Genomic DNA, 24,992 nt, shown 5'->3' with positions numbered 1-24,992 from the left:
CCGGTGGCGGGGCGCCGCACGCCTGACCGGTCCGTCCACCCGACTCCGCCGGTCCATCCGACCCGGTCCGCCCGACCCCCGTGCGGGCGGACCGCGTCGGACCCCCCACAGGGCGATCGCAGACCATCCGCAGGCCGACCGCAGGAAGGCAGGGCCATGACCGAGGACAGCACCCGGAGTGCGGCGGACCGCTCCCCGCTCCGCCCGCCGGCCGGGCCGACGGACACAGCGGGGGGCGGACGGACCCGTCTGGGCCTGTGCTCGGTCACCTTCCGCCGGCTGCCCGCCGCCGAGGTCGCGCGACGCGCGGCCGACGCGGGCCTGGAGGTGATCGAGTGGGGAGCGGACGTGCACGCGCCCGCGGGGGAGCCCGACACGGTCCGCGCGGTCCGTGAGGTCTCCGACCGCCACGGGCTGGTCTGTTGCTCGTACGGTTCGTACTTTCGCGCCACTCCCGCCGAGTTGGCCGCGTTCCCCGCTGTCGCCCGGGCCGCCGGTCTGCTCGGGGCACCCCGGGTACGGGTCTGGGCGGGCGGAACCGGATCGCGGTCCGCCCTGCCGGACGAGCGGCACGAAACCGTGCGCTGCCTGCGGGAGGCGGCCCGGATCGCCGCGGACCACGGCCTGGAGCTCGCGCCGGAGTTCCACGGTCGAACGCTCACCGACACCGTCGCCTCGACCGTCCGGTTGTTGGACGAGGTGGGCGCGGACAACGTCCGCACGTACTGGCAGCCGCCGCAGGACACCCCCGACGAGCAGGCGCTGGCGGGGCTCGTCGAACTCGGCGACCGGGTCACCGCCGTACATGTCTTCTCGTGGTGGCCGGGCAACAACCGGCTGCCGCTGGCGGACCGCCGGGACCTGTGGACCACGGCCCTCGACCTGTTGGCGGGCCGGGGCGTCGAGGCGCTCCTGGAGTTCGTCCCCGGTGACGACCCCGCGGTGCTGGCGCGCGAGGCCGAGACCCTGAGGCGCGCCGCGGCACAAACCTCCTCGATCCGACGCGGTCGATCGTGATCCGGCGGGTCACGAGTGAGATGTCCCGTCGCCCGCCCACCCACCAAGACGCCAGGACGGCAGGCATGCCACTCGAGAACGACGACACGCTCGTGTTCATCGGCGACTCCATCACCGACGCGGGCCGAGACCGTGCGGATCCCGCATCTCTCGGCGAGGGATACGTCCGCGAGATCGCGCGGACTCTGCGCGAGCGGGCGCACGACGGACCCGGCCCCCGCGTCGTCAACAGGGGGATCAACGGCCACCGCGTGTACGACCTGGAATCCCGCTGGAGCACCGACGTCATGGACCACCGACCCACTGTCGTCACGGTCAAGATCGGCATCAACGACACCTGGCGACGCTACGACCGCAACCTCGCCAGTCCGGTCGACGAGTTCGAGGCGTGCCTCGACCGCCTGCTCGCGGCCACCACGCGGAAGTCGTCCGCACGGCTGGTCGTCATCACCCCGTTCCTGCTTCCGGTCGGACCGGACCAGGAACGCTGGTTCGAGGACTTGTCGCCGCGTACCGACGCCGTCCTGCGGGCCGCTGCGCACAACGGAGCCCGAGTGGTTCGCGCGGACCTCGTGCTGCCCCGCGCGGCGCGGGACCGGGAGCCGGCGGAGCTGGCCCCGGACGGCGTGCACCCGAGTCCTCTGGGGCATCGGCTGATCGCCGACGCCTGGCTCGCCGAGGTCGCTCCCGCGGCCCTGGACGCACGGCGGTAGCAGCGCCGCGGGTCAGACGATCGGAGCGTCGGATGCGCGCGCGCTCGCGTTCGTGCAGACCCTGGATCCGGTGCGGTCACCGCCCGGCCGGCTCTTCTCGTCAGGGCCGGCCGCGGATGGAGCGGTGGTCGACGAAGTCCGCGATCCGGTACCGTTTTTCACGAACTCGGACGCCGGGTTCGCCGAGCCTGGGTTGTCGAGCCGCGGACGACCAGCTTTACCGGCAGGGTCATGGGCTTGCCGGTGCGCGGTGCCGGGTTGCCGCGCGAGGACAGCAGCGCGTCGACGGCAGCCCGTCCCTGGGCGCGCAGCGGGGCGGCGACGGTGGTCAGCCCGGGCCTGACGATGCGCGTCGGGAAGATGTCGTCGAAGCCGACCACGCTGACGTCCTCGGGAACTCGGACGCCGCGCGCCTGGAGAGCGAGCATGGCGCCGATCGCCAGTTGGTCGTTGTAGGCCACGACGGCGGTCGGCAGGTCCTGGGGGAGCGCGTCGGCGGCTTCGCGACCGCCTGCGACCGTCGGCGCGAACGGGCCCACGCGCTGCACCCGCATGTCCAGCCCGATCGCCGCCTCGCGCAGGCTCCGCAAGCGCATCCCGTCCGCCCAGGATGCCTCCGGACCGGCCACGTAGGTCACCGTGCGATGCCCCAACCGGGCCAGATGTTCCGCGGTCACGAACATGCCGTGCGGGTTGTCGAGGGTGATGCTGGGAACGTCGGCGACATCCCGGTTGAGGACGACCACCGGCCGCTGCTTGGCAGTCATGCGGATGGCCGAGTCCGACAGTCGGGTACCCGCCAGTACGAGTCCCTCGACTGCGGGCAACGCCCTTTCCAGACTGGCGCGTTCCACCCGATCGGACTCCTGGGCGTCGATCAGCAGGAGAACGAAGCCAGCCTCGGCGGCGGCGGACTCGGCTCCCCGGATGATCTCGGCGTAGAACGGGTTGGTCACGTCGGAAACCACCAGCGCGAGCATCGAGGTGCGGCCGGTGGGCAGTCCCGACGCCAACGGATTCACGCGGTAGCCGAGCTCCGCGGCCACCCGCCGGATGCGTTCCGCAGTCGCTGCGTTGACCCGGCCCGGCCTGGCGAACGCCCGGGACACGGTGGACGCGGCCACCCCTGCGGCCCGGGCGACGTCGTAGATCGTCGGTGCCTTGCTCCCGCCGGTCGCGGCGGTCGGCGCGTCGTCACGCTCGCTCACCCGATCTCACTTCCGTTCTCGTGGGAAAGCCGCAGGTCTGGGGCGGCGACACCCGGTATCGGACGACCCTATGGCTGCCCAAGGGATGGGTGGGAGGCAGCGCACTGTACTCCGTTCGACGCCGTCATCCCGGCGTGGCCGTCGTCGAAACGGCTACGCGGCGGGCCACCCGGCTGCCGAACAGCGGTCCCCCGCCGAGGGGCGAGACAGGTGCCCGCAGTGGTGGCGCGGAATCAGGCGGGTTCGGGGGTGAGCGTTTGCGGGGTGGGGGCGCTGGAGGTCAGGCCGGCTTGGTGGGCGGCTGTGGTGGTGGCGGCGAGGACTGCGTGGACGGGGAGGCCGAGGCGGGCGGCGAGGGCGGCGGCGGGGGCGAACTCGGGGGTTGCCTGGAGGATTCTGCCGCAATGGTGGCCCACCTTGACGGGGAGGCGGCTGCCGAGGACGTCCACGTGGGTCCAGCCTCGTTGGAGTTCGGATTTGCGGACCGGCCGTTCGCGTACGCCCAGGGTGGTGGTGAGGCGGAAGACGGCTTCACGGAGGGGTTGGGCGCCTTGCGGCGGGCACAGGACGGAGAGCGTGTGCGCGGGGCGGCCCTTCTTCATGAGGATGGGGGTCAGCCAGGCGTCCGAGGCGCCGGCCTCCATCAGGGATGCGAGGACGCTGGGCCATGCGCGCGGGTCCAGGTCGTCGATATTGGTTTCCAGGACGACGGCTTCGGCGGCGTCGAAGACGGAATCGAGGGCCGTGGCGGGGGCCGGGGTGCCGAGGAAGACGCGGGTGACGTTGGGGCGTCCGGGGGTGTCGCGGCTGCCGGCCCCGATGCCGGTTCGCTCCAGACGCAGGTGTGGTAGGGGAGCGCATTCGCGGGCCAGGGTGGTGAGCAGCGCCAGGCCGGTGGGGGTGGCGAGTTCGCCCTCGCCGCCCGCGAACACCTGCCACTCGGCGGCGAGTTCGGCCACCGCAGGGGCGGGGACGGGAAGTTCGCCGTGGGCGGTGGTGACGCGGCCGGCGCCCAACGCCACGGGACCTGCCGTCAGATCGGTGACGGCGAGGTCGTGCAGCGCGGCACAGACGCCGACGACGTCTGCGATCGAGTCCCAGGCACCCACCTCGTGGAAGTGCACCTCTTCCGTCGTGGTGCCGTGTACGTGTGCCTCGGCGACGGCGAGGCGGGCGAAGGCGGCGAGGGCCGACGCGCGGACCGGATCTGCCAGGGGCGCCCGCTCGATGAGGCGGCGTACGTCACGCCACGTTCGGTGTGCGTGGTCGTCGTCGCTCGGCGTCACCTGGATCCGCGTCGCTCGCATCCCGGCGCGGGTGACCTGTGTCTGTGCGAGGCGTACCTCGCCGGGGACCACGGCCTCCACCGCGGCACGCACGGTGCTCAACGCGGCCCCGCCGTCGACGAGGGCGGCGAGCAGCATGTCCCCGGCGATGCCGGCGGACGCATCGACCCACGCGGCCCTCATGGGCGCAACCGATGCAGGACCTCGCCGGCTTGCGGCACCACGAGTGTGTCCGGGTCGGCGTCGAACGCCGCGAAGTCCACCGCGGAGGGGTCCAGATGGCCGAGGTTCGCCCCGCGGACGACGTCTTCGGGAATGCCGGTCGCGAGGGTGACGGTCAACCGGCAGCGCTCGCCGCGCTCTTCGTCGTACGTACCCGCGCCGCGCAGGTGTGTGGAGTGCGCCAGGACGCCCCAGTGCAGGTGCTTGAAGCGCTCCCACTGCTTGGTGAAGTAGTCGCGGCAGTGGTAACCGATCTCCTCGATCTCCGGGTGCATCGCGGAGATCGTCCGCACGTGCGGCGCGTACAGGATGACCTCGCCGCCGTCCGCGACGACCGGTTCCAGCTTGTAGAAGCCTTTCGCCGCGGTCCAGATGTCCTCGTACTTCTCCGGGATCACGGACAACACACGCCGCACCGGGGCGTCGAGGTAGCGGACGTGGACCTGCGCGGACACGTCGGCCGCCGCCGACCAGGCCGCCTCCGGGGTCCCGTACGCCATCGAGTGCAGTGCCCCGGTGCCGGATTCGACCACGACGCACAGCGCGCGCCTGCGGCTCGGGATCAGCGCGGCGGCCTCGTGGATCAGCGCGCGGACCGGGGTGATGCCGCGCGTTCCGATGATCTCCGCGCTGGTGATCAGGGCCCCGAGCCAGTGCGACAGGTCGATGATGTCGGCGCCCGCGACGCCGGGGAAGAAGTACTTGTCACCGCCGGAGAAGCCGACCACTTCGTGCGGGAAGACCGGGCCGACGACCAGGGCCACGTCGTGCTCCACGACGGCCCGGTTGAGGCGTACGTCGACCTCTTGGCGCAGCAGCCCGCCGGACAACTCGGCCACGCGCTCGGCGCCGATGGTGCCGACCGAGGCGAACGTCGACGGCTTCCACCACTCGTGGTTGAGGACGGTCATGCCCGGCAGCGGCGGGACGTGGGCGGCCAATTCGGCCTCGCCCATCGGCGCGTGCGTACCCAACGCGACAAGCACCGTCAACCGGGAGACCCGGCCGTACAGCGCGTCGTGCACCGCGGCGAGCAGCAGCGGAAGCGGGCAACTGCGGGTGCCGTCGGGTACCACCAGGCATACGCTCCGGCCGTCGAGATCCTCGTCGGCCAGTTGTTCGGCGACGAAGGCTCGCACCTGGGTCTCGGGAAGGACCGCGCCCGGCCCACCGATCTGTGCTGTCATGGCGGCCAGAGGACCATGGCGTCCGGCGCGGTGCAAGTGCCCAGGGCAACACATGGCAACCGGTTGCCGCGCCGGGCCGACGGCAACGAACATGCCGTCATGCCAAGCCTTCACTCCGACCGACTACTTCCCGTCGACCCCGGTGTGCGGGCTCTCGCCCGGCGCCGCCACGAGATGGTGCGCGACCTGCCGATCCCGTCACCGCACCGGCTCTACCGGGACGAGACGTTCGAGGCGGCGGCGGAACCGGTGCGCGTCAACCCGCGAAAGGTCTTCGAACTGTGACCGCCCAACCCGCGACCCGGCCCTTGTCCCGCGCGGTCGACGGACGCCCCGCCGCGCCGGTGCGCATGCTGCACCTCGGCCTGGGCGGCTTCTTCCGGGCCCATCAGGCCTGGTACACCGAGCACGCCGGCGACGCCGACCGGTGGGGCATCGCGGCGTTCACCGGGCGCAGCACCGCGATCGCCGAGCGGCTGACCGCCCAGGACGGGCTCTACACGCTGGCCACCCGTGCTCCCGACCGCGACCGCTTCGAGGTGGTCGGTTCGCTCACCTCGGCGCACTCCGGCGGCGACCACGCCGTGTGGCTGGACTACTGGCGGCGGCCGGAACTCGCGGTGGTCACCCTGACGGTCACCGAGGCGGCGTACACACGCGCCCCCGGAGGCGGCCTGGACACCGGACGCGCCGATGTGAGTGCCGATATCGCCGCACTCCGGGTCGACCCGAACGCTCCGGTATCGACCGTCGCCGCGCGGCTGCTGGCCGGGCTGGCCGCCAGGCAGCGCGCGGGCGGCGGCCCCGTGGCTGTCGTGCCGTGCGACAACCTGCCGGGAAACGGCGAGGTCACCGCACGGGTGATCGGCGAACTGGCGGACGCGATCGGGCGCCCCGGATGGCGCGACGCGGCCGCGCACGCCTCGTACGTCGGCACCATGGTCGACCGGATCACCCCGTGGACCACCGCGGACGACGTGGCCGCCGTCCGCGACGCGACCGGGCGCCGCGACGAAGTCCCCGTCGTCACCGAGCCGTTCACCGAGTGGGTGCTGCACGGCGAATTTCCGGCCGGGCGGCCCCGCTGGGAGGACGCCGGTGCCCGCTTCGTCGCCGACGTCACGCCGTACGAGGAACGCAAACTGTCGCTGCTCAACGGCGCCCACTCGCTGTTGGCGTACGCGGCGCCGTTCCGCGGGCACGCCACCGTCGCCGAGGCCGTGGCCGATCCGGTCTGTCGGGTCTGGGTGCGCGAGTGGTGGGTCGAGGCCTCGGCCCACCTGGACTTCCCGGAAACCGCGCTGGCCGCCTACCGGGACGCGCTGACGACCCGTTTCGCGAACCCGCGCATCCGGCACACCCTCGCCAAGATCGCCGAGGACGGAGCCCAGAAGATCCCGGTGCGCGTCCTTCCCACGCTCTACGCCGAGCGCACGTCCGGGGCGATGCCGCCCGGCGCGCTCCGCGTCATCGCCGCGTGGCTGCTGCACCTGCGCGGAAGCAACGGGATCCCCGTACGAGACGGCGCAGCCCCGGTCCTCACCGGATCACCGTCCGCCGCCGCGCACGCCGTGCTGGCCTTCCTCGATCCCGCCCTCGCCCGAGACACCGAACTGGTCGAGGCGCTCACCGCCCGCGCCTGGGAACTCGCCTGACCGAAGACGTCGTCATCGGCGTGGACGTCGGAAACCTGGGACACCCCCCGGGCCGACAAGTATCAGCAGGAGGAGAAGCACGTCATGCTCCCCGGACTGTCCGACACCGACAGCGATGCCGCCGACCGCGTCGGAACACTGCTCCACACGCCCGGACGGCTCGGTGTGGCCTTCTCCGGGGGAGTGGACTCCTCCGTGCTGTTGGCCCTGGCCGTCCGAGCGCTGGGCGCCGACCGCGTGGTCGCGGTGCTCGGCGTCTCGCCCAGCCTCGCCGCGGACGAGCGCACGGCAGCCCTGCGGGTTGCCGCGAGGATCGGTGCGCGCGTGGTCGAGGTCGCCACCCATGAGGGCGACCTGCCGGCCTACCGGGCCAACGGCCCCGACCGGTGCTTCCACTGCAAGGACGAGTTGTTCGCCCGCATTTCCGCGGAGGTGGTCCGGGCGCACGGCCTGACGGCCGTCGCCTACGGGGAGAACGCCGACGACGTGGTGCGCGCGGACCGTCCCGGCGGCAGGGCCGCCGTGCGCCACCGGGTGCTGCGCCCGCTCGCCGACGCGGGCCTGGACAAGGCGGCGGTCCGCCGGATCGCCGCCGCGCTGGACCTGCCGTGCGCGGACAAACCGGCCGCGCCTTGCCTGGCCTCGCGGATCCCGCACTTCAGTGAGGTCACACCGCAAAAGCTGAGACAGGTGGAGGTGGCGGAACGGGGCCTGCGGGGGCTTGGCTTCAGCGACTGCCGGGTCCGCCACCACGGCGATGTCGCACGGATCGAGGTGCCCGTCGCCGAGATCGCGGCGCTCGCGGGCGACCTGCGCGAGGAGGCTCTGGCGGTGGTCCGTGCCGCCGGGTTCCGGATGGTCGCCGTCGATCTCGCAGGCATGCAATCGGGTGCCTTCACGCTTTCCCTGATCGGAGTCCGCCATGGCTGAATCGTTTGCACGCCTCGACCACGAACGGATCGACCGTAGGGGATATCCGGAGGCGATCTTCTGCGAGGGGAAGACCCCGGACCAGGTGGGCGCGATCGCTGCCGAGCTGCGCGAGCGCGGCCGGGCGGTGGCCCTGTTCACCCGCGCCGGTCCCGAGCACGCGCGGGCCGTCCTCGCCGAGCTGCCCGACGCCCGGCACGCGTCGGACGCCCGGCTGCTGGTGTGGCCGCCCGAACCGCCCGCTCCGGAGGGAGGTCTCGTGGTGGTGTTGGCGGCGGGTACCTCCGACCTCCCGGTGGCGCTCGAGGCCGAACTGACCGCCCGCTATCTGGGACGGCGCTGTGAGTCGGCCGTGGACGTGGGCGTCGCCGGGCTCCACCGCGTGATCGGCATGCTCGACCTGCTGCGTTCCGCCCGGGTCGTGGTGGTCGCCGCGGGTATGGACGGCGCGCTGCCCAGCGTGGTGGCGGGGCTGATCGCCGCGCCCGTCGTCGCGGTGCCGACCTCCGTCGGCTACGGAGCGGCTTTCGGCGGCCTGGCACCCCTGCTGTCGATGCTCAACGCGTGCAGCCCCGGGGTCGCGGTCGTCAACATCGACAACGGCTTCGGGGCCGGGCACCTCGCCGCGCAGATCGCGGCACCCGTCACGCCGGCGGCGGCCGGCGCTCCGTCGTGGGGGTCGGCCGGGCGGGAATGAGCCGCGCCCCGGGGCCGGCTACCCCCGGCGGTTTCGAGGGCCGGCGCCGACCCGAGGTCCAGCCTCGACCCGAGGTCCGTGATCGGAGGCGAGGTCCATGATCGGACGCGAGGTCTGTGATCGGATGTGAAACGGGTGGCAGACCGCGCAGTCGCCTGGCCATCCGCGGCGTCCTGATATGCCGTCCCATCTCGATCCGTGTCGTCGGGGATTTCTCCGTCAGGGCGGCAGGGCGCTCGCTCCCACGCATGGCCCAAGTCGTCGACGGGCCTTGCCGATCGGCGCCTGTGCCCACATCCGCACACGAGCTCTCCTGGCAACACATGACAACCGATTGCCGTGGCCTCCGGCTGCGGACAACCATGCGGAGTATGCCCTCCTCACTCCATCCCGACCGGCTCTTGCCCGTCGACGCACAAGCACGCGCCGTCGCCCGCCGTCTCTACGAAGCGGTCCGCGACCTGCCGATCCTGTCGCCGCACGGTCACGTGGACCCGCGGTTGCTGGTCGACGACAAGCCGTTCAGCGACCCGGCGAGTCTGCTGATCTCCTCCGATCACTACGTCACGCGCCTGCTGCACGCCTGCGGTGTCCCGCTGGACGAACTCGGGGTAGGGCAGGGACCACTGTCCGAACAGCAGGGCCGCCAGGCGTGGCGCAAGATGTGTGAGCACTGGACCGCCTTCCGAGGGACCCCTGTCCGCTACTGGATGGAGGCGGAACTGGTCGAGATCTTCGGCGTGACCGAGCGACCCGCCGCCGCCACGGCCGACCGGATCTACGACCGGATCGCCGCGCGGCTGGCCGATCCGGCCTTCCACCCGCGGGCGCTGTTCCGCCGCTTCGGCATCGAGGTGCTGGCCACCACCGACGATCCCGCGGACGATCTGGCCGCTCACCGGGCACTTGCCGCCGACCCCGCCTGGACGGCGCGAGTCCTGCCCACCTTCCGACCCGACCGCTACCTGGAGCCCGGTCAGGGTTGGGGAGAAGCCATGTCGCGCCTGGGCGAGGCCGCGGACATCGACACCTCGGACTACGACGGCTACATCCGGGCGTTGGAAGACCGACGACGCCACTTCATCGCGCACGGCGCCACCTCCGCCGACCACAGCCACCCGGACGTGGGCACCGAACCGCTGACCCACGGCGAGGCCGCCCGTATCTACCGGGCCGCCTTGCGGGGCACGGCGAGCGAAGCCGAGGGCGTCGCCTTCCGTCGACACATGCTGCTCGAGATGGCTCGCATGTCCTGCGACGACGGCCTGGTGATGACCCTGCACCCATCCGTGCGCCGCAACCATCACGCGCCCACCCACCACCGGTACGGCCCCGACACCGGCCACGACATCCCGCTGCGCGCCGAGTTCACCGACGCCCTGCGTCCGCTCCTGCACAGGTACGGAACCGCCGAGGGATTCCACCTGATCCTGTTCACCCTCGACGAGACCGTCTTCACCAGGGAGATCGCTCCGCTGGCCGGGTTCTACCCCTCGGTCTACGCGGGCGCCCCGTGGTGGTTCCTCGACGCCCCCGACGCCATCCGCCGGTTCCGCCGCGCGGTCACCGAGACAGCGGGATTCTCCCGGACGTCCGGCTTCGTCGACGACACCCGAGCCTTCTGCTCCATCCCCGCCCGACACGACATGTCGCGGCGGCTGGACTGTGGCTATCTCGCCGAACTGGTCGCCGAGCACCGACTCGACGAGGACGAGGCGATGGAGACGGCCGTGGATCTGGTCACGGTCAACCCGCGAAAGGCGTTCAAGCTGTGATCACCGCCTCGATACCCGCACCCTCGACGGGCATCCGGCGCCGATTCGGCTCCTCCATCCGGGACCGGGCTGGTTCTTGCGCGCACACTCGGAGTCCTGCTCGGCGGGCTCAGGGGTAGAGGTCGGCCGGGAAGGCGAACGGGACGAGTTGCGCTCGATCACGTGCGCCGACCTCCGTCATGGCCCGCACCGCATGGGTCTTCACGGTGAACGGCGATACGGACATCCGGGCCGCGATTTCGTCGTTGCCGAGGCCGCTTGCGACGAGAACGGCCACGTCGCGCTCCCTGGGCGTCAGAGCGCCGAAGCGTCGCAGCAGTTCCCGGTCGATCACCGGGGGCGGGCTGTCGGTCATGTGACCGATGAGCGCGGCCGTGGCGGTGTGCCGACAGCGCACCGCCGCCGGCACCCGGATTGGCCCCGCCGCAGGACCCGCCGTCCACTCCGAATCTCCGTGGCCCGCCGACCCCCGCATCCGATGTATTCCCGATCAGTCGGCGGTTCGCCGGCGTTCGCGAAGGGCCCGGACCCGGCCGCGGCTGGCGCAGGCCGGGGAGGGGCACCAGCGGCGGCGGCCGGTCGGATTGGCGAATACGCCACGGCAGTCGTGTTCGGGGCAGACGGACAGGGCGTGGCGGTCGGCGCCCGTGAGGTGGTCGACGGCCTGGCGTGCGATGCGGGCGAGTGCCGCGTCCATCGTGGGCGGGGGTTCGCGGGTGAGCCGATCGGTGACCACGAGCCTTACGGGATCGGTGACTTCGTCGAGGAAGCGGGTCAGCGCGGTGGCGGCCTCGGCCGGTGGTGTTGCCTGGGTAACGACCGCGAGGGCGAGAGGGCGCAGGTTCTCGCGAAGGCCCTGGGTACGGCATACGTCGACCTCGGTCAGCCTGCGGAGCGGAGTCAATTCGCTGTGTTCGACCCATTCCGCCAGCCGCTCGGGTGTGGCGATGCGTTCGACCGGGTGCGCGCTGAAGCTGCGGCCTCGGGTGGCGAGCAGGTTGAGCCAGGTCGCGCCGCAGTCGAACCGGAAGGCCAGGGCGTCTTCGTTTTGCATGGCGACAGCGTAACGCCTGAGGCGTTACGCTGATCGAGATGTAACGGCACACCCGTTACATGGACGCCGGATGGGCAGGATGGGAAATCATCATGGAGTTGCGTGAGGCGCGCTTCGACCGCGCGCAGGGCTACCGACTGTTGGACGACCTCCAGGACCGGCACACCCAGGAGGCGACGCTCCCCGGCTTGGAGCGCATCGCGCCCGGCTTCCCGGATTGGATCGTGACGTCCTTGTTCGGGGGCACATATCAACGCGAGGGTCTGGGCCTGCGGGATCGGCAATTGCTCAACCTGGCCGCGCTCACGGCGCTGGGCGGGGTCGACCCACAGCTGGAGGGCCAGGTCAGGAGCGGCCTGCGGGTCGGGCTGACCGCCGAGGAGATCATTGAGGTGTTCGTCCATCTCGCGCCGTACATCGGGGTGCCGAAGGCGCTTGCCGGGCTGCGGGTCGCCGCCGGCGCGCTCGCGGCCACCGCCGACGAGAGCGGGGGCGACGCGGGATGAGCGCGATCCGTACCGTGCTCGGCGATATTCCCGCCGCGGACATGGGTGTCACCGATGCGCACGACCACCTGTTCTTCCGCAGCCCGGTGTTGGCGGGCCAGGAACTCGACGACCGGCAGGCCGCCGCCGCCGAACTCCACGCCTTCGGTGGGCTCGGAGGACGGACCGTGGTGCAGTGGACGCCGTACGGACTCGGTCGCCGTCGTGCGGACCTGGCCGAACTCGCCCGGGAGACCGGCATCCAGGTCGTCTCGGCGACCGGACTCCACCAGGCGGTCCACTACGACCCCGAGCACCTCGCGCGGATCCGGGACCGGCTCGCGGAGCTGTTCGTCCACGACCTGACCAAGGCGCCGGTCCGGTCGGGGCTGATCAAGGTCGCCGGAGGCTTCCACGGCCTCGACACGCACGCACGACACGTGATGGCCGCCGCAGCCGAGGCACACCGGGCGACCGACGCGCCCATCGCCGTCCATCTCGAAGGCGGCACGGCCGCGACGCAGGTCATGGACCTGCTGTGCGGAGCACTGGGGGTCCGCCCCGAGGGGGTCATCCTCGGCCATCTGGGCCGCTCGCCCGACACGCGTGCTCATCTGGACGCCGCCCGCACCGGGGCGTTCCTCTCCTTCGACGGCCCCTCGCGCGCCCACCACGCCACCGACTGGCGGCTGTTCGACGAACTGGCCGCGCTCGCCGAAGCGGGCCACGGCCACCGGATCCTGCTCGGCGGCGACACCACGACAGCGACGGCGCGCGCGTCCAGCGGCGGCGGGCCCGGCATACCCTTCCTACTGCACAGCCTGCGCCCGAGGTTGGTACGCGAGTTCGGGGAACAGTTCGCCGCCGAGGTGTTCGTGGACAACCCCGCGCGGGCGTTCGCCGCCGACTGGGCGTGAGAGGACCGGTGGGTCTCGTGGTGTTGTCCGGCGGGCGTCTCATCGGGTCGTCCATGCGGTGTCCGGAGGCGCGGCCGGGATCCGCCTTTGTCCGTAGGGCAGTTGGCGTATCGTTCCGGCGGTGTGAGCGGACGACGTCCTGGGATCGTCCGGCCATGAGGGAATGGCGTCGCCGTCGAGTCGAGACCACATGGTTCGGCGGCGGCGGGCCCAGGCAGCGCAGCTCGACCGGCTCCGGGGCTTTGCCCTTCGTCCGCGCCGTCGCCGTATGGGTCGTTGCTCGAATGCGCACCGGGGTTCACCATTTCGGGGCGCTCGCCGACGCTACGCGGCCCCGCGTATGGTCGGGGCCCGGCATCGCTGCTCCGGGTCGCGTGCTGCTTCGGGGGCGGTGCTGGATAGCCTCGGCGCATACTTGATCGGATCGCCGGTCCGGGACCGGGGTGGGCTCGCCTGGCGCCGGGGTCCAAGGGGAGAACCGGCATGTCCGACACACCCGTTCCCGGCGACTCGACGCCGCCCGCAACCGGCCGCGTGGGCGGCGATCCACGGCACGACGCCGACGAACCTCGCGTCGAGCGGCGCGCCATGCTCGTGACCGTAGCTGCGTCGATCGCCGTCGCCCTGATCGTGGTCCTGCTGGTCGCCACCGGCGTGATCGGCGGCACCACGAATGCGGGCGAACGGCACCAGCGGGTCGAGGACGATCGAACGGCGGGCGCCGCGGAGGCGGCTCCGCAGCGTCCCGAGATCCGCGACGAGGAAGTGGAGGCGGTGGTCGCCGCGCGCTCGCGCGCCCTGGCGGAACACAACGTGGACGCCTTCGTCGCGCCGATCGACCCGACGGCCGGCGAGCTGATCGCGGAGCAGCGCCGCCTGTTCGCGAACCTGGCGCTGTTCCCGTTCGCGGAGGCCCGATACACGGTGTCGAACCAGCCCCCTCGGTCGGTCTCCGACTCCGGTCGCGCTGCGGTCATGGTCGTGGTCTCCTTCGTGCATCGCGTCGAAGGAGTCGACCCGGTGGCGATTGCGGAGAACTACCGATGGACCTTCGACCGTACCTCCGCCGGCGGTCCCCTGTGGATGACTGCGGTCTCCACCGCTCCCTACGGCGGGGTGATGTACCCGATGCCGTGGGATCAGACCGCCCTGGTGGTCGAAAGGCGTCCGCATGTGGTCCTCGCCGCCGCTGTCGCGAACAAGGCCGAGGCGGCGACCTGGGCCGACAAGGCGGAGGCCGCGGCCCGACGCGATCTCGACGCGTGGCGCGGCCCGCGACTGCCCGTCGATCGCTTCGTCGTCTACGTGACACCCGATCGACGTACCTTCGACGAGATCGCGTCGACCAAGGGGCGCGGCCCCGCTGCGGGCGTGTGTGTGAGCCTGGCTCCCCTCACGCTGACCGACGGCAAACAGACGCGACAAGTAGGTTGTCGCGTCGTGGTGGACGGTGCGGGCAAGGGATTCGCCACCTCCGACGACGCGATCTTCAAGCAGATCGTCGAACACGAGCTGGGTCACGCGATGGTTGCCGGATTCGCCCCCGCGTGGACCGAGCACGTGAGCTGGGTCGCGGAAGGATTCGCCGAGTCGCTGCCGTGGTCCGACCCGCGGATGGCGAACAAGTACAACCCGACCGCGCGGGCGTATGTCAACGACGGCAGATTCACCGGCAGGCTCCCCGTCGACGGCGAGATCCACAGCGCCGACCCCGCGACGACGTCGATCAACTACCACCTCTCGATGCAGGCAATCCGCTTCCTGGCCGAGGAGTTCGGCACGGACAAGGCCCACACGTTCGTCGCCGAGGTCTATCGCGACGCGAGTCGCCTCGACGCCGCGCTCACCGCAGCCACGGGTTTGGACCGAGCCGCCTTCGAACGCACATGGGCCCGGTACGTGAAGGACCACCCGGGCAGCTGACTCGACCGGCGCGAACAGCGAAGACCGATCGGGTCTTTGGGCGGCAGCCCGACCCCCGCGACGCGCGAGCATCGATTTCGTAGGCGCAAGTACGTTGCCCGTCGCGCGGCCACCGACGCGCGGGGGCGGGCCGGGGCGCGGTTGTCTCAGCCCGGGAACGCGAATCGGTAGCCCTGGTCCTTCAGCCACGGCAAAAGCCGTGCGAGCGCTTCGACGCTCTGGGTGCGGTCGCCGCCCGCGTCGTGCATGAGGATCACGCCGCCGGGGCGCAGCTCACGGCGCACGTTGTCGAGGATCGCGTCGACGCCGGGCTTCTCCCAGTCCCGGGTGTCGACCGACCAGCCGAGGGGCTTCATGCCGTACGCGGCCGACATCTGGCGCACGGTCGGCGACCACGCGCCGCCGGGCGCGCGGAACCAGTCGACGTCGTGGCCGGGGGCGGCCCGGGCGATCTCGTCGCGCGCGGAGACGATCTCGTGCTCGACTCGCGGGGTCGACCGCTTGTCGATCTGCTCGTCGTGCGTGACCGAGTGGTCGCACAGTCGATGGCCGGCGGCGACCACACGGCGCACCAGATCGGGGTGGCGAGAGGCGTTGGGGCCGACCATGCAGAAGGTGGCCTTGACGTCGTACTCGTCGAGGAGTGCGAGCACCTTCGGAGTCCACCGCGGGTCGGGGCCGTCGTCGAAGGTGAGCGCGACCGTGCGGTGACCGGGATCCGTGGTGCTCCGTACGATGCCCATGGGCACGAGCGGCGGGGGTATGTCCGCGGCCCGATTCGCCGCCGGCGCGGGTGGGTCGGCCGGTGCGGCGTGGCCGGAGCCGCGGGGCGTCGCGGCCGACGAGGGCGCGCCCGGGGTCGTCGACGCGGGACCCGTCGGCGGAGCGGAGGGGTGCGGCTTCGAGGGTGCCGACGCCGACGGCTGCGGGCCCGACGGGCCGGGGGCGGTCGTCTCGGCCGGGCCGGTGGGGGACGCGCCCCGCGCCCCGGGGCCGTCCGGTGCCGGGTTCGGGGTGGTCGTCGGGGGCGGATTCACGGGTACCGCCGCTGCCTTTGCCTTGTCGGTCCGGGCGGACCCCGCGCCGTCACCGGAGCCACACGCGGCGACGGTCACCGCGAGCACCCCGACCACCGCCAGGGCCGGGAGTCGGCGGGCGACACCCCGACCGGGGAGCGCTGGGGTCCGCACGCGACGGGCGACGGACGGCTGGGACGTCAGGACGGGCTTAGGCACACGAACTCCGGAAGGATCGGCAACGGGTCACGCGTGTAGACGCGACTTGATTCGGGCAGAATGTCGACTTTGCTCAGATTCTCCGATTTCGCGCAACGGGCGACCATGTGTCAATGCCCGTGCGACAACCCGTCACCAAGCGTCTGATCTGCGTCATCCTCAAACCGTCAACCCCACACGCACCATCAGCACCATCAGCACCGAGCACCAAACCCTGCCAAGTGACCGACGCCACCCTCCGACCCGCACCGCCCGCCGCTGCACACCCACCGCCGCCACCCCCACGACCTCGCGCAGCCCGGGGTGCCCCAGCGCGGGGCCGACAGTCGCGCCGGACCTCGCCACCCGCGCCGCCCATACACCCGCTCCCACCGCGGGACCTGCCGGAGCCACCCGCACCGGCACGCCCGTACGCCACGCCACACGGCACCGACGCCCGAACGCCACCGGCCCCACGACGACCCCACCGACACCACGGACACCACGGATACCTCAGATACCACAGACGCCGCCGACACCACCGCCACCACCGCCGCCACCGCCACCACCACCACCATCACAGCCCCTGCGCCACTCCGTCCCGGCCCGCGGGCCTCGCTCTGGCCCCAGCCCCACGCCCCCACGCCTGTCCTGGCCACCCTGTCGTCGCCGATTCGTCGGGCAAGTTCGCGGTGTCCCGTCAGCCTTGGCGCGTTCCTGCTCTCCGAACCGGTCTCGAACCGTCGTCACCGCAGCTCTTCACGCCCGGGCGTGCCACTGCACGTCCCCAACCGGGTAGCCACGCCGCCCGACGGTCCGCGTTCTTCGCCCCCACTCGCGCCAACTCGCCTTCGTGGGAGCCCGGTTGTCGGGGAGGGGAGCGGGCGGCCCGCGTGCTCGACGAGGGCGTGCGTGGGTTGTTGACAGAATGTGCCGCGCCAATCACATTCGTTGACGGTCGACTTGCGCCCGTGTGAGCGTTTCGTTCGTTCGGGCACGAACCCGGCGCGCGCGATGGTCGGTCCCGCTCACCCCGCGGACCGACGAGAGTCGGACTCGTGGTCGAGGTCTGTCCTCTATCCAAGGAGCCTCGATGAAACGCAGCACAGTGACGGTCGGGTCGGTCCTGGCCTTACTCGCCGGCCTCGTGGTCGGTACGTCCCAGTCGAACGCGGCGACCCCTCCGCCCGCGCCCGGCTTGGCAGCGGCGGTGTCCGCCGCCGACAAGGCCGCCGCGAGCGGCCAGGACGTCCTGGCCAAGGGCCCCAACGAGAGCTACGTGCGGCAGCAGGTGACCCCGTGGGTCGACGACCTGTACTCCGTGGCCTACGAGCGCACTTACCGCGGGCTGCCCGTGGTCGGCGCGAGCGCCGCGGTGCTGGCCGACGGCAACGGCAACGTCCGGGCCGCCGAGTCGGCCACCGATCTGCGGATCGACGTCCCCGTCAAGCCGACCGTCGGCAAGGGCGCGGCCGAGAACGTCTCGCGTTCGCGACTCAAGGTCGTCGACAAGGTCGAGTCGCGACGCCTGGTCGTACGAGTCCGGGAGGGTTCCGCGAACCTGGCCTGGGAGACGGTGCTGATCGGCAGCACCGAGAGCGCACCCAGCCGGCTGCACGTCTTCGTCGACGCCCGCTCGGGTCGGATGCTCGACTCCTACGACGACGTCAAGGGCGGTACCGGCACCAGCCAGTGGAACGGCCCCAACCCGCTGACGATCAACACCAGCGGCAGCGCCGGCAACTACAAGATGATCGACACCACCCGGCCCGGCCTGTCCTGCGCCGACTACAGCGGCGGCGTGTTCACCAAGGCCACCGACACCTGGGGCAACGGCAACGCCACCAGCAAGGAAACCGGCTGCGTCGACGCCCTGTGGGCCGCGCAGAAGGAATGGAACATGCTCCGCGACTGGCTCGGTCGCAACGGGCACAACGGCAACGGCGGAAGCTGGCCGGTACGTGTGGGGCTCCCTGCGATCAACGCCTACTGGACCGGTTCGCAGGTCCAGATCGGCCGCAACCAGAGCAACCAGTGGATCGCGTCCATGGACGTCGTGGGCCATGAATTCGGGCACGGCATAGACCAGTTCACTCCCGGCGGTGCCGGCGCCGAGGCCGGCCTGGGTGAAGGCACCGGTGACATCTTCGGCGCGCTCACCGAGGCGTACACCAACGAGCCCTCGCCCTACGACCGCCCGGACTACCTGGTCGGCGAGACGGTCAACCTGGTCGGCAGCGGCCCGATCCGCAACATGTACAACCCTTCGCTGGTCAACAACAACCCGAACTGCTACAGCTCTTCGATCCCCGGCACCGAGACCCACGCGGCGGCCGGGCCCCTGAACCACTGGTTCTACCTGCTCGCCGAGGGCACGAACCCCGGTGGCGGCAAGCCCTCCAGCCCGACCTGCAACAACACGCAACTCACGGGCGTCGGAATCCAGACCGCGGGCAAGATCTTCTACGGCGGCATGCTGCTCAAGACGAGCGGCATGACCTACAAGAAGTACCGCACCGCGACCCTGAAGTCCGCCAAGGCGCTCGACTCCACCTGCGGCCTGTTCAACAAGACCAAGGCGGCCTGGAACGCGGTGAGCGTCCCGGCCCAGCCCGGTGACCCGACCTGCCCGTGATACCGAACGCACCCCGATAGGCATCCGACACTCGCCCTCGGACGAGGCCGCGGCCACCCGCCGCGGCCTCGTTCGGCGCGTCGGGGGTCTGTGGATCGAACGGCTCCGTCTCACGTTCGATCCTCCATGCGGGGTGGTCGGGCGGTTCAGTGCGGTCAGCAACTTCCCTACGGTGCGCGGGTGAAGGTCGGCGAGCGGGACTACTGTTCAGCAACGGTTCCGACGCCCTGATCACACCAGCCCCACCAAGTTCATTGCACCACCAGCGTGGCGGCTTGGGCGCGAGAGCTCAGACGTACGGTAAGCAGGCCGCGTAGACGAGCAGAACCGAGCCGGTCGCGATCGACGAGATGGTGGCGTCCAGGTGCGGCCGGTTGCGCGGGCGAGGTCCGGCAGGGCGGGTCGGTGTGAACGGCGTCGGGGTGGTTTCGGGCCGAGTTCCCGATTCCCCTTGTGCCGGCGGCCCTTGGGCCGCCAACGTGTGGGGCGGTAGCAACCGCCCTCGGCGGCACGGCCGTTGTTCCGGACCCGGGCGGGTACCTGCCGTGAGCGAAGTACCTTTCCTGCGAGGGTTGTTCGTTCCGGAGGCGGAGAAAGGCGAGGGTCCCATGCCCGAGCCGCACGCCGAGTGGCTGCGCCGGAAACCGGTGACGCCGTCCGTGCGGGGTGCTCGCACCGCCACCGCTGCGCCCTGCTGCGCGGCGCCGACGATCTCCCGACCCGATCCTTGGACCGCGGTGACGTCGGGCAGGGATTCACAATCGGTCGGTCCGGTGCCGTGGATGGTGGTTGTCCGGACCTCGGACCGGAGCCCGCGGGGCATGCCGGACCCGCCGCCGCGGACCCCGCCGGCCAACTCCGGCGCACCGCACAGGAACGGTCTTGCGGATCAGGGTTTCGTGTGCGGTGTTCTTGGCGAACTTCAGCCATGGACATATCGCCGGTTGCCGATCATCCAGCAGTCGCTGTTTTCCGTGAACCCCGAGGCGGGCGGTCCGTCCCGGCGCTGGGCACGCGAGTCGGTGCCGAGGCGAGGCGCACCGCGCGTGTGCTGGCCGGGTTGGCGACTCATGCCAGACCCGTCGAACGGACCGCCGCGCTGCGGCAGGCCGCCGTGGCTGCCGGTGAGTTGGTGGCCGCGCTGTCGGCTCTGGCTCCGGCCGTGGCCGGTGAGGGACTGCCGGCGGAGTCGACCAGTCAAGCGTTCTTCCGGGTCCGTGAAGGGGAACTGTCGGATCAGCAGGCCGCCCTGCACGGTGTCCTGGTCGTCCACCGCGGTCTGGAAGACCTGTGCGAGGCTCCGTTGTCGGGTGCCGACCTGGCGCTGGAGGCGGCCGGGATGCGGCACTCGGTGCTCGACCTCACCGGCGCGGCGCCGGGCGCCGACCCCGACTCCGTACCGCCGGTGGCCGTCCCCGAGCCTGCCGCGGGGGCGTCGTTGGAGAGTGTGTGGAGTGCTCGGTGGCTCATCGGGCACCAGGTCCATGTCCTGTTCAACGTCTGCGCCGCGGTCGCCGTGGCCGACGCCACCCGCCATCTGCGGCACGGCGACGGCGATGCCGCGCTGCTGCGGCTGGCGGATGCGACGGTGTATGTACGGGGCTTTCCGGCGGCCATGACGCACGCCAGTACGGTCCCGGCCGACTACTACATGGCGGCGATACGCCACACCATGGCGCCTCCGTCGGTGGACGTCCCGCTGAGCGGGCGCCAACATCGCGGATACAAGCTGTTCCGGGCGGCGATGAAGGACCTGCTGTCCGTGGTTCCCGACCCCTACGAGCAGTTGGCGGTCCGCGCCCCGGAGTTGGCCGAGGTACGGGGCGCTCTCCTGGAAGCCGACATCGTGGACGGTGAACGGCACGTCACCCTCGCGTACTCGATGGTGCATCTGCATCGTTCCATCGCCCAGAAACCGGAAGGCCCCGACAACGCCGTCGCCGAACTACGGCACATGCGCCATCGCCGCGCGGCCCGGTACGCCTCCCTGATCCGATTCGGGGACCACTACGTCGCCGACGCCGTGGCCGGCCTGCGCCACTCGTGAGTCCGTGTGTCCGCCACCCACACCTGCGGCAGGAGACCCTGATGCCCGAGACGACGCCCGGCACCACCCGAAGCTCTGCCGTCGCCGGCGACTGGGCACTCGACCCGGCCGATGCCGACGCGTGCGAGCGGCAGGCCCGCACCCTGTGCACCGGCGTTCACGACCAAGTCGACAACCCCGAGTGGGTGGCCCGGGCCCGGGACGCCTGGGAGGACCTGCCGTTGCCGTTGCGCCGTGCGGTGCGCCGGTTTCGAAGGAACTCCGGCCCGCACGGCACCTTGGTGATCGGCGGCCTGCCCGTCGATCGGGCGGCCCTGCCCGCGACACCGTCCGTACCCGGCTCCGTCCAGCGCCGGGCCACCGTCTCGGCCGCGATGCTCACCATGGTGGCCTGCGGGCTGGGCGAGCCTCTCGCCTACCGGGCCGAGAAATCCGGTGCCCTCGTACAGGACGTCGTGCCCGTGCCCGGGCAGGAGAGCTTCCACGGCAACGCCGGATCGGTGCCGCTGTCCTTCCACACCGAGAACGGCTTCCACCCCCACCCACCCGACCATGTGATCTTCCTGTGCCTGCGCGCCGACCACGACCGGATCGCCGGCATGCGCGTCGCCGGTATCCGCCAAGCGCTGCCGCTTCTCACGTCGGCCGGCCGCCAGGCCCTGTTCGCACCGGAGTTCATCACCACACCACCACCTTCCTTCGGCTCCGACGCTGCCGTGAGCGAGCCCGACGTCAAGCCCCGAGCGGTGCTGTCGGGAGCGGTCGAGGATCCCGACATACGGATGGCCCAACTCGTCACCACCCCGCTCACCCCTCGGGCTACCGCGGCGCTGGCCGAATTCGGCCGCGCCTGCGAGGCGACCGCTCGTACCCTGCGCCTGATTCCCGGCGATCTGGTCATCATCGACAACCGCGTCACCGTCCATGGCCGCACCGCCTTCCACCCCCGCTACGACGGAGCAGACCGCTGGCTGCAACGCACCTACGTCACCACCGACCTGCGCCGCTCCCGGGACCACCGCCCCCACGACGGCCACATACTCGCCCGCTGAGCAGCGTCCAGACCCACGGGTAGGTGCTTGACGTACGCGGTGCGGGCGTGACTTCCGGCGCGTCCGCGGGTGCCGACCGGGGATGTGCTGTAGTGGGGACCTGGTGATCCTGACGGCGGGGTGTCCGAGTGGCCCCGGCTCCGACGCCGCTCTCGCTCCCGAGGCGGCACGCGAGTCGATGTGATCCACGCCATGCCGGGTCGGATTGACCTTCACATAAGTGTGAAGGTTCGACGATGCAGACCATGCGCAACCACATCACGCGACCAGGGGAGCCATCCCCGGACCACGGCCGAGCCGAGCCGGCGCGCCGCCACCGCAACAGGCGGGCGGTCGCGTCGTGCCGGTGAAGCAGATCCATCTTGCCGCGCAACTGCCCGGAATCCACAACACCACCGTGTGGTCGGACCCGCGATCCGAGAGTCAAATCGACTTCGACTCGTTCGCCCGACTGGCCCGGACCGCCGAACGTGGGAAGTTCGACTTCTTCTTCCTGGCCGAGGGGTTGCGGCTGCGGGAACACAAGGGCCGCATCCACGACCTCGATGTCGTGGGTCGGCCGGAGTCGCTCACCGTGCTCAGCGCCCTCGCGGCGATCACCACCCACCTCGGACTGGCCGCGACGGTCAACGCCACGTTCAACGAACCGTACGAGGTCGCCGGTCGGCTCGCCACGCTGGACCACCTCAGCGCGGGTCGGGCCGCCTGGAACGTGGTGACCAGCTTCGACGCGTTCACCGGCGAGAACTTCCGTCGCGGCGGATTCCTCGACGAGGCCGAACGCTACGCGCGCGCCGCCGAGTTCCTGTCGACCACACGCGAACTGTGGGACAGCCGCCGGCCGGACGACATCCCGGCCGACCCGGACGGAGCCTGCTTCATCCGGGCCGGCGCAGGGCAATTCGCGCACCGGGGAGCCCACTTCGACATCTCGGGGCGATTCGGCACACCGCGTGGACCGCAGGGTCACCCGGTGATCATCCAGGCTGGCGAATCCCCCGAAGGGCGGGAGTTCGCGGCATCCGACGCCGACGTCGTCTTCAGTAAATACAACACCCCGGAACAGGCCCGCGCCTTCTATCGGGACGTCAAGGGACGGCTCGCCCGACACGGCCGCGCGCCCGAGGACCTGAAGATCCTCCCCACCGCGACCTACGTACTGGGCGATACGACCGAGGAGGCCATCGAGCACGCGGCCGAGATCAGCAGGGCCCAGGTCGGTCCACAGACCGCGCTCACCTTCGTCGAGGCGGTCTGGGGCCGGGACCTGTCGAGGTACGACCCGGACGGCCCGCTGCCCGACATCGACCCCGCGCCCGACAGTCTCCTCCTCCAAGGGCATTCGACCTTCCGCAAGGACCGCGACGCGACTGCCCGCCGATGGCGGGAACTCGCCGACGCGCGTGGGCTGAGCATGCGCGAACTGGTCATCGAGGTCACCGGACAACAGACGTTCGTCGGCACCGCACATGAAATCGCGGAAGCCATCGACGAGTTCGTCCAAAGCGACGGCGCCGACGGCTTTGTCTTCGTCCCCCACCTCACACCCACCGGACTGGACGAGCTGGTGGACCGGGTGGTCCCACTGCTCCAGGAGAAGGGTGTCTTCCGCACGGACTACACCGGCACCACACTCCGCGACCACCTCGGCCTGAAAGCGCCACGCGCGAAGGAGACATCGTGACCCCGCTGCACCTGGCCGTCGCGCTGGACGGTGCCGGCTGGCACCCCGCGGCCTGGCGTGAGCCGGACGCCCGACCCGCCGACCTGTTCACCGCCCGCTACTGGGCCGACCTGGTCGCCGAGGCCGAACGCGGGCTGCTCGACTTCGTCACCTTCGAGGACGCGCTCGCCATGCAATCCGCCTCGTTCGAGCGGCCCGACGACCGCACCGACCAGGTCCGGGGCCGACTGGACGCGGTCCTGCTCGCGGCCACCCTCGCCCCGCTGACCTCCCACATCGGACTCGTGCCGACCACGAACGTCACCCACACCGAACCGTTCCACGTCGCGATCGGGATCGCCACGCTCGACCACGCGAGCCGCGGCCGTGCGGGCTGGCGTCCGCAAATCTCCTCGCGCGCCGCCGACGCCACCCACTTCGGCAGGCGTACGACACCCGCCCTGTCCCCGGACGACATCCGCGAGACGGAACTGATCGCCAAACGCCTGCGCGACTTGTTCGGCGAGGCCGCCGACGTGGTCGAGGTCGCCCGCCGGCTGTGGGACAGCTGGGAGGACGACGCGGAGATCCGCGACGCGGCGACCGGACGCTTCATCGACCGCGACAAACTGCACCACATCGACTTCGTCGGCGAACACTTCAGCATCCGCGGCCCCTCGATCACCCCGCGCCCGCCCCAGGGCCAACCACCGGTCACGGTCCTGGCCCATGCCTCCGTACCGTACGAACTGGCCGCGGCGGCCGCCGACGTCGTCTACCTCACCCCACGCTCCCGCGCGGACATCGCGACCATCCTCGGCAAGGTCGACAAGGCCAAAGCGAAGGCCGGCCGACCGGTCGACCAACCGCTGCGGACCTTCGCCGACCTGGTGGTCTTCCTGGACGAGGAACCCGGCGCCGCAGCCCGGCGCAAGCGCCGCCTCGACGGCCTGGACGGCGCCGCCCTGGCCTCCGACGCGCACATTTTCACCGGCACCCCGGGCGAACTGGCCGACCTGCTTCTCGACTGGCGCCCGGCCGGCCTCGACGGCTTCCGCCTACGCCCCGCGGCCCTGCCCCACGACCTGACGGCGATCACCACCGCCCTGGTCCCCGAGCTCCGGCAACGCAAGGCCTTCCGCACCGGCTACACCACGACCACCCTGCGAGCCCGTCTCGGCCTTCCGCGGGCCGTCAACCGGTACACAAGGGACTGACAAGGACTCGGTGTGCACCCTGAGTACAGGGAGTAGCCGAAGACCGCGAGGAGCATTTCGGCGGAGGCCATCTCGGTGACCTCGATCTCCACAAC

At 71.4% G+C, this 24,992-nt stretch carries 20 protein-coding genes and 1 pseudogene; 15 read left to right on the top strand and 6 right to left on the bottom strand.

Translation table 11 applies throughout. The annotated features are described in order from the left end of the window. The first annotated feature begins 156 nt into the window (after positions 1-156). Both ACZ4FV_RS11265 and ACZ4FV_RS11260 read left to right on the top strand, forming a co-directional pair. On the top strand, positions 157-1,017 hold the full coding sequence (locus ACZ4FV_RS11265; protein WP_395868723.1) for a sugar phosphate isomerase/epimerase family protein: 861 nt from the start codon (positions 157-159) through the stop codon (positions 1,015-1,017). Between the two features lie 65 nt (positions 1,018-1,082). After that, on the top strand, positions 1,083-1,730 hold the full coding sequence (locus ACZ4FV_RS11260) for an SGNH/GDSL hydrolase family protein (RefSeq protein WP_402235458.1): 648 nt from the start codon (positions 1,083-1,085) through the stop codon (positions 1,728-1,730). A 158-nt stretch (positions 1,731-1,888) separates the two neighbouring features. On the opposite strand, the gene ACZ4FV_RS11255 is transcribed toward ACZ4FV_RS11260, so the two are convergent. The 3 genes from ACZ4FV_RS11255 to ACZ4FV_RS11245 all read right to left on the bottom strand — a co-directional run bounded on the left by ACZ4FV_RS11255 (position 1,889) and on the right by ACZ4FV_RS11245 (position 5,633). After that, positions 1,889-2,938, bottom strand: coding sequence for a LacI family DNA-binding transcriptional regulator (locus ACZ4FV_RS11255; RefSeq protein WP_465322521.1), 1,050 nt, complete (start codon positions 2,936-2,938; stop codon positions 1,889-1,891). 233 nt (positions 2,939-3,171) lie between these two features. Further along, positions 3,172-4,407, bottom strand: coding sequence for a nickel pincer cofactor biosynthesis protein LarC (gene larC, locus ACZ4FV_RS11250; RefSeq protein WP_402235462.1), 1,236 nt, complete (start codon positions 4,405-4,407; stop codon positions 3,172-3,174). Continuing rightward, complete coding sequence (locus tag ACZ4FV_RS11245) at positions 4,404-5,633, bottom strand: lactate racemase domain-containing protein (protein WP_402235465.1); 1,230 nt, start codon at positions 5,631-5,633, stop codon at positions 4,404-4,406. Before ACZ4FV_RS11245 ends, larC begins: the two co-directional genes overlap by 4 nt. Positions 5,634-5,732: 99 nt before the next feature. Here ACZ4FV_RS11245 and ACZ4FV_RS11240 point away from each other — a divergent pair, with 99 nt between their 5' ends. The 5 genes from ACZ4FV_RS11240 to uxaC all read left to right on the top strand — a co-directional run bounded on the left by ACZ4FV_RS11240 (position 5,733) and on the right by uxaC (position 10,690). Then, on the top strand, positions 5,733-5,918 hold the full coding sequence (locus ACZ4FV_RS11240) for a hypothetical protein (protein ID WP_402235468.1): 186 nt from the start codon (positions 5,733-5,735) through the stop codon (positions 5,916-5,918). Continuing rightward, positions 5,915-7,288, top strand: a complete 1,374-nt coding sequence (locus ACZ4FV_RS11235) for a mannitol dehydrogenase family protein (protein WP_465322520.1) — start codon at positions 5,915-5,917, stop codon at positions 7,286-7,288. Before ACZ4FV_RS11240 ends, ACZ4FV_RS11235 begins: the two co-directional genes overlap by 4 nt. A gap of 84 nt (positions 7,289-7,372) precedes the next feature. Continuing rightward, positions 7,373-8,218: an ATP-dependent sacrificial sulfur transferase LarE gene (larE, locus tag ACZ4FV_RS11230; protein ID WP_395868711.1), complete on the top strand. Its 846-nt coding sequence runs from the start codon at positions 7,373-7,375 to the stop codon at positions 8,216-8,218. Next, entirely contained in the window at positions 8,211-8,915 is a 705-nt protein-coding gene (larB, locus tag ACZ4FV_RS11225) for a nickel pincer cofactor biosynthesis protein LarB (RefSeq protein WP_402235475.1), read from the top strand. The genes larE and larB overlap by 8 nt, the downstream gene beginning before the upstream one ends. Positions 8,916-9,286: 371 nt before the next feature. Then, positions 9,287-10,690: a glucuronate isomerase gene (gene uxaC, locus ACZ4FV_RS11220; protein ID WP_402235478.1), complete on the top strand. Its 1,404-nt coding sequence runs from the start codon at positions 9,287-9,289 to the stop codon at positions 10,688-10,690. A gap of 109 nt (positions 10,691-10,799) precedes the next feature. Here uxaC and ACZ4FV_RS11215 read toward each other — a convergent pair whose 3' ends face one another. Together ACZ4FV_RS11215 and ACZ4FV_RS11210 are read right to left on the bottom strand one after the other, a co-directional pair. Further along, positions 10,800-11,045 (bottom strand): helix-turn-helix domain-containing protein, encoded by a 246-nt coding sequence (locus tag ACZ4FV_RS11215; RefSeq protein ID WP_402235481.1) that lies wholly within the window; start codon positions 11,043-11,045, stop codon positions 10,800-10,802. A gap of 135 nt (positions 11,046-11,180) precedes the next feature. Then, the gene (locus ACZ4FV_RS11210; protein ID WP_465322519.1) at positions 11,181-11,744 is read right to left on the bottom strand and encodes a CGNR zinc finger domain-containing protein; all 564 of its coding nucleotides are present in this window, start codon (positions 11,742-11,744) and stop codon (positions 11,181-11,183) included. A gap of 59 nt (positions 11,745-11,803) precedes the next feature. Here ACZ4FV_RS11210 and ACZ4FV_RS11205 point away from each other — a divergent pair, with 59 nt between their 5' ends. The 3 genes from ACZ4FV_RS11205 (at position 11,804) to ACZ4FV_RS11195 (ending at position 15,069) form a co-directional block, all read left to right on the top strand. Beyond that, entirely contained in the window at positions 11,804-12,250 is a 447-nt protein-coding gene (locus ACZ4FV_RS11205; protein ID WP_402235484.1) for a carboxymuconolactone decarboxylase family protein, read from the top strand. Next, complete coding sequence (locus ACZ4FV_RS11200; protein WP_465322518.1) at positions 12,247-13,146, top strand: phosphotriesterase family protein; 900 nt, start codon at positions 12,247-12,249, stop codon at positions 13,144-13,146. Before ACZ4FV_RS11205 ends, ACZ4FV_RS11200 begins: the two co-directional genes overlap by 4 nt. A gap of 483 nt (positions 13,147-13,629) precedes the next feature. Then, positions 13,630-15,069: a hypothetical protein gene (locus tag ACZ4FV_RS11195; protein ID WP_465322517.1), complete on the top strand. Its 1,440-nt coding sequence runs from the start codon at positions 13,630-13,632 to the stop codon at positions 15,067-15,069. A 146-nt stretch (positions 15,070-15,215) separates the two neighbouring features. Here the strand turns inward: ACZ4FV_RS11195 and ACZ4FV_RS11190 are convergent, their stop codons facing one another. Beyond that, the gene (locus tag ACZ4FV_RS11190) at positions 15,216-15,812 is read right to left on the bottom strand and encodes a polysaccharide deacetylase family protein (protein WP_465322516.1); all 597 of its coding nucleotides are present in this window, start codon (positions 15,810-15,812) and stop codon (positions 15,216-15,218) included. Between the two features lie 1,564 nt (positions 15,813-17,376). Here ACZ4FV_RS11190 and ACZ4FV_RS11185 point away from each other — a divergent pair. The 5 genes and pseudogenes from ACZ4FV_RS11185 to ACZ4FV_RS11165 form a co-directional block, all read left to right on the top strand. Continuing rightward, positions 17,377-18,912 (top strand): annotated as a pseudogene (locus tag ACZ4FV_RS11185) (M4 family metallopeptidase); the annotation flags it as partial. A gap of 1,066 nt (positions 18,913-19,978) precedes the next feature. After that, the gene (locus tag ACZ4FV_RS11180; RefSeq protein WP_465322515.1) at positions 19,979-20,965 is read left to right on the top strand and encodes a hypothetical protein; all 987 of its coding nucleotides are present in this window, start codon (positions 19,979-19,981) and stop codon (positions 20,963-20,965) included. Positions 20,966-21,006: 41 nt separating this feature from the next. After that, positions 21,007-22,017, top strand: a complete 1,011-nt coding sequence (locus ACZ4FV_RS11175) for a TauD/TfdA family dioxygenase (protein WP_465322514.1) — start codon at positions 21,007-21,009, stop codon at positions 22,015-22,017. Between the two features lie 340 nt (positions 22,018-22,357). Then, complete coding sequence (locus tag ACZ4FV_RS11170; RefSeq protein ID WP_465322513.1) at positions 22,358-23,701, top strand: NtaA/DmoA family FMN-dependent monooxygenase; 1,344 nt, start codon at positions 22,358-22,360, stop codon at positions 23,699-23,701. Then, positions 23,698-24,897 carry an LLM class flavin-dependent oxidoreductase gene (locus ACZ4FV_RS11165; protein WP_465322512.1) on the top strand — a complete coding sequence of 400 codons (1,200 nt, stop codon included), beginning with the start codon at positions 23,698-23,700 and terminating at the stop codon, positions 24,895-24,897. Before ACZ4FV_RS11170 ends, ACZ4FV_RS11165 begins: the two co-directional genes overlap by 4 nt. Positions 24,898-24,992: the final 95 nt, after the last annotated feature.

It is taken from the genome of Embleya sp. NPDC025285, assembly GCF_055558835.1.
Note: the sequence above shows the minus strand (reverse complement) of the source record. Positions and strands in the feature narration are given on the sequence as shown.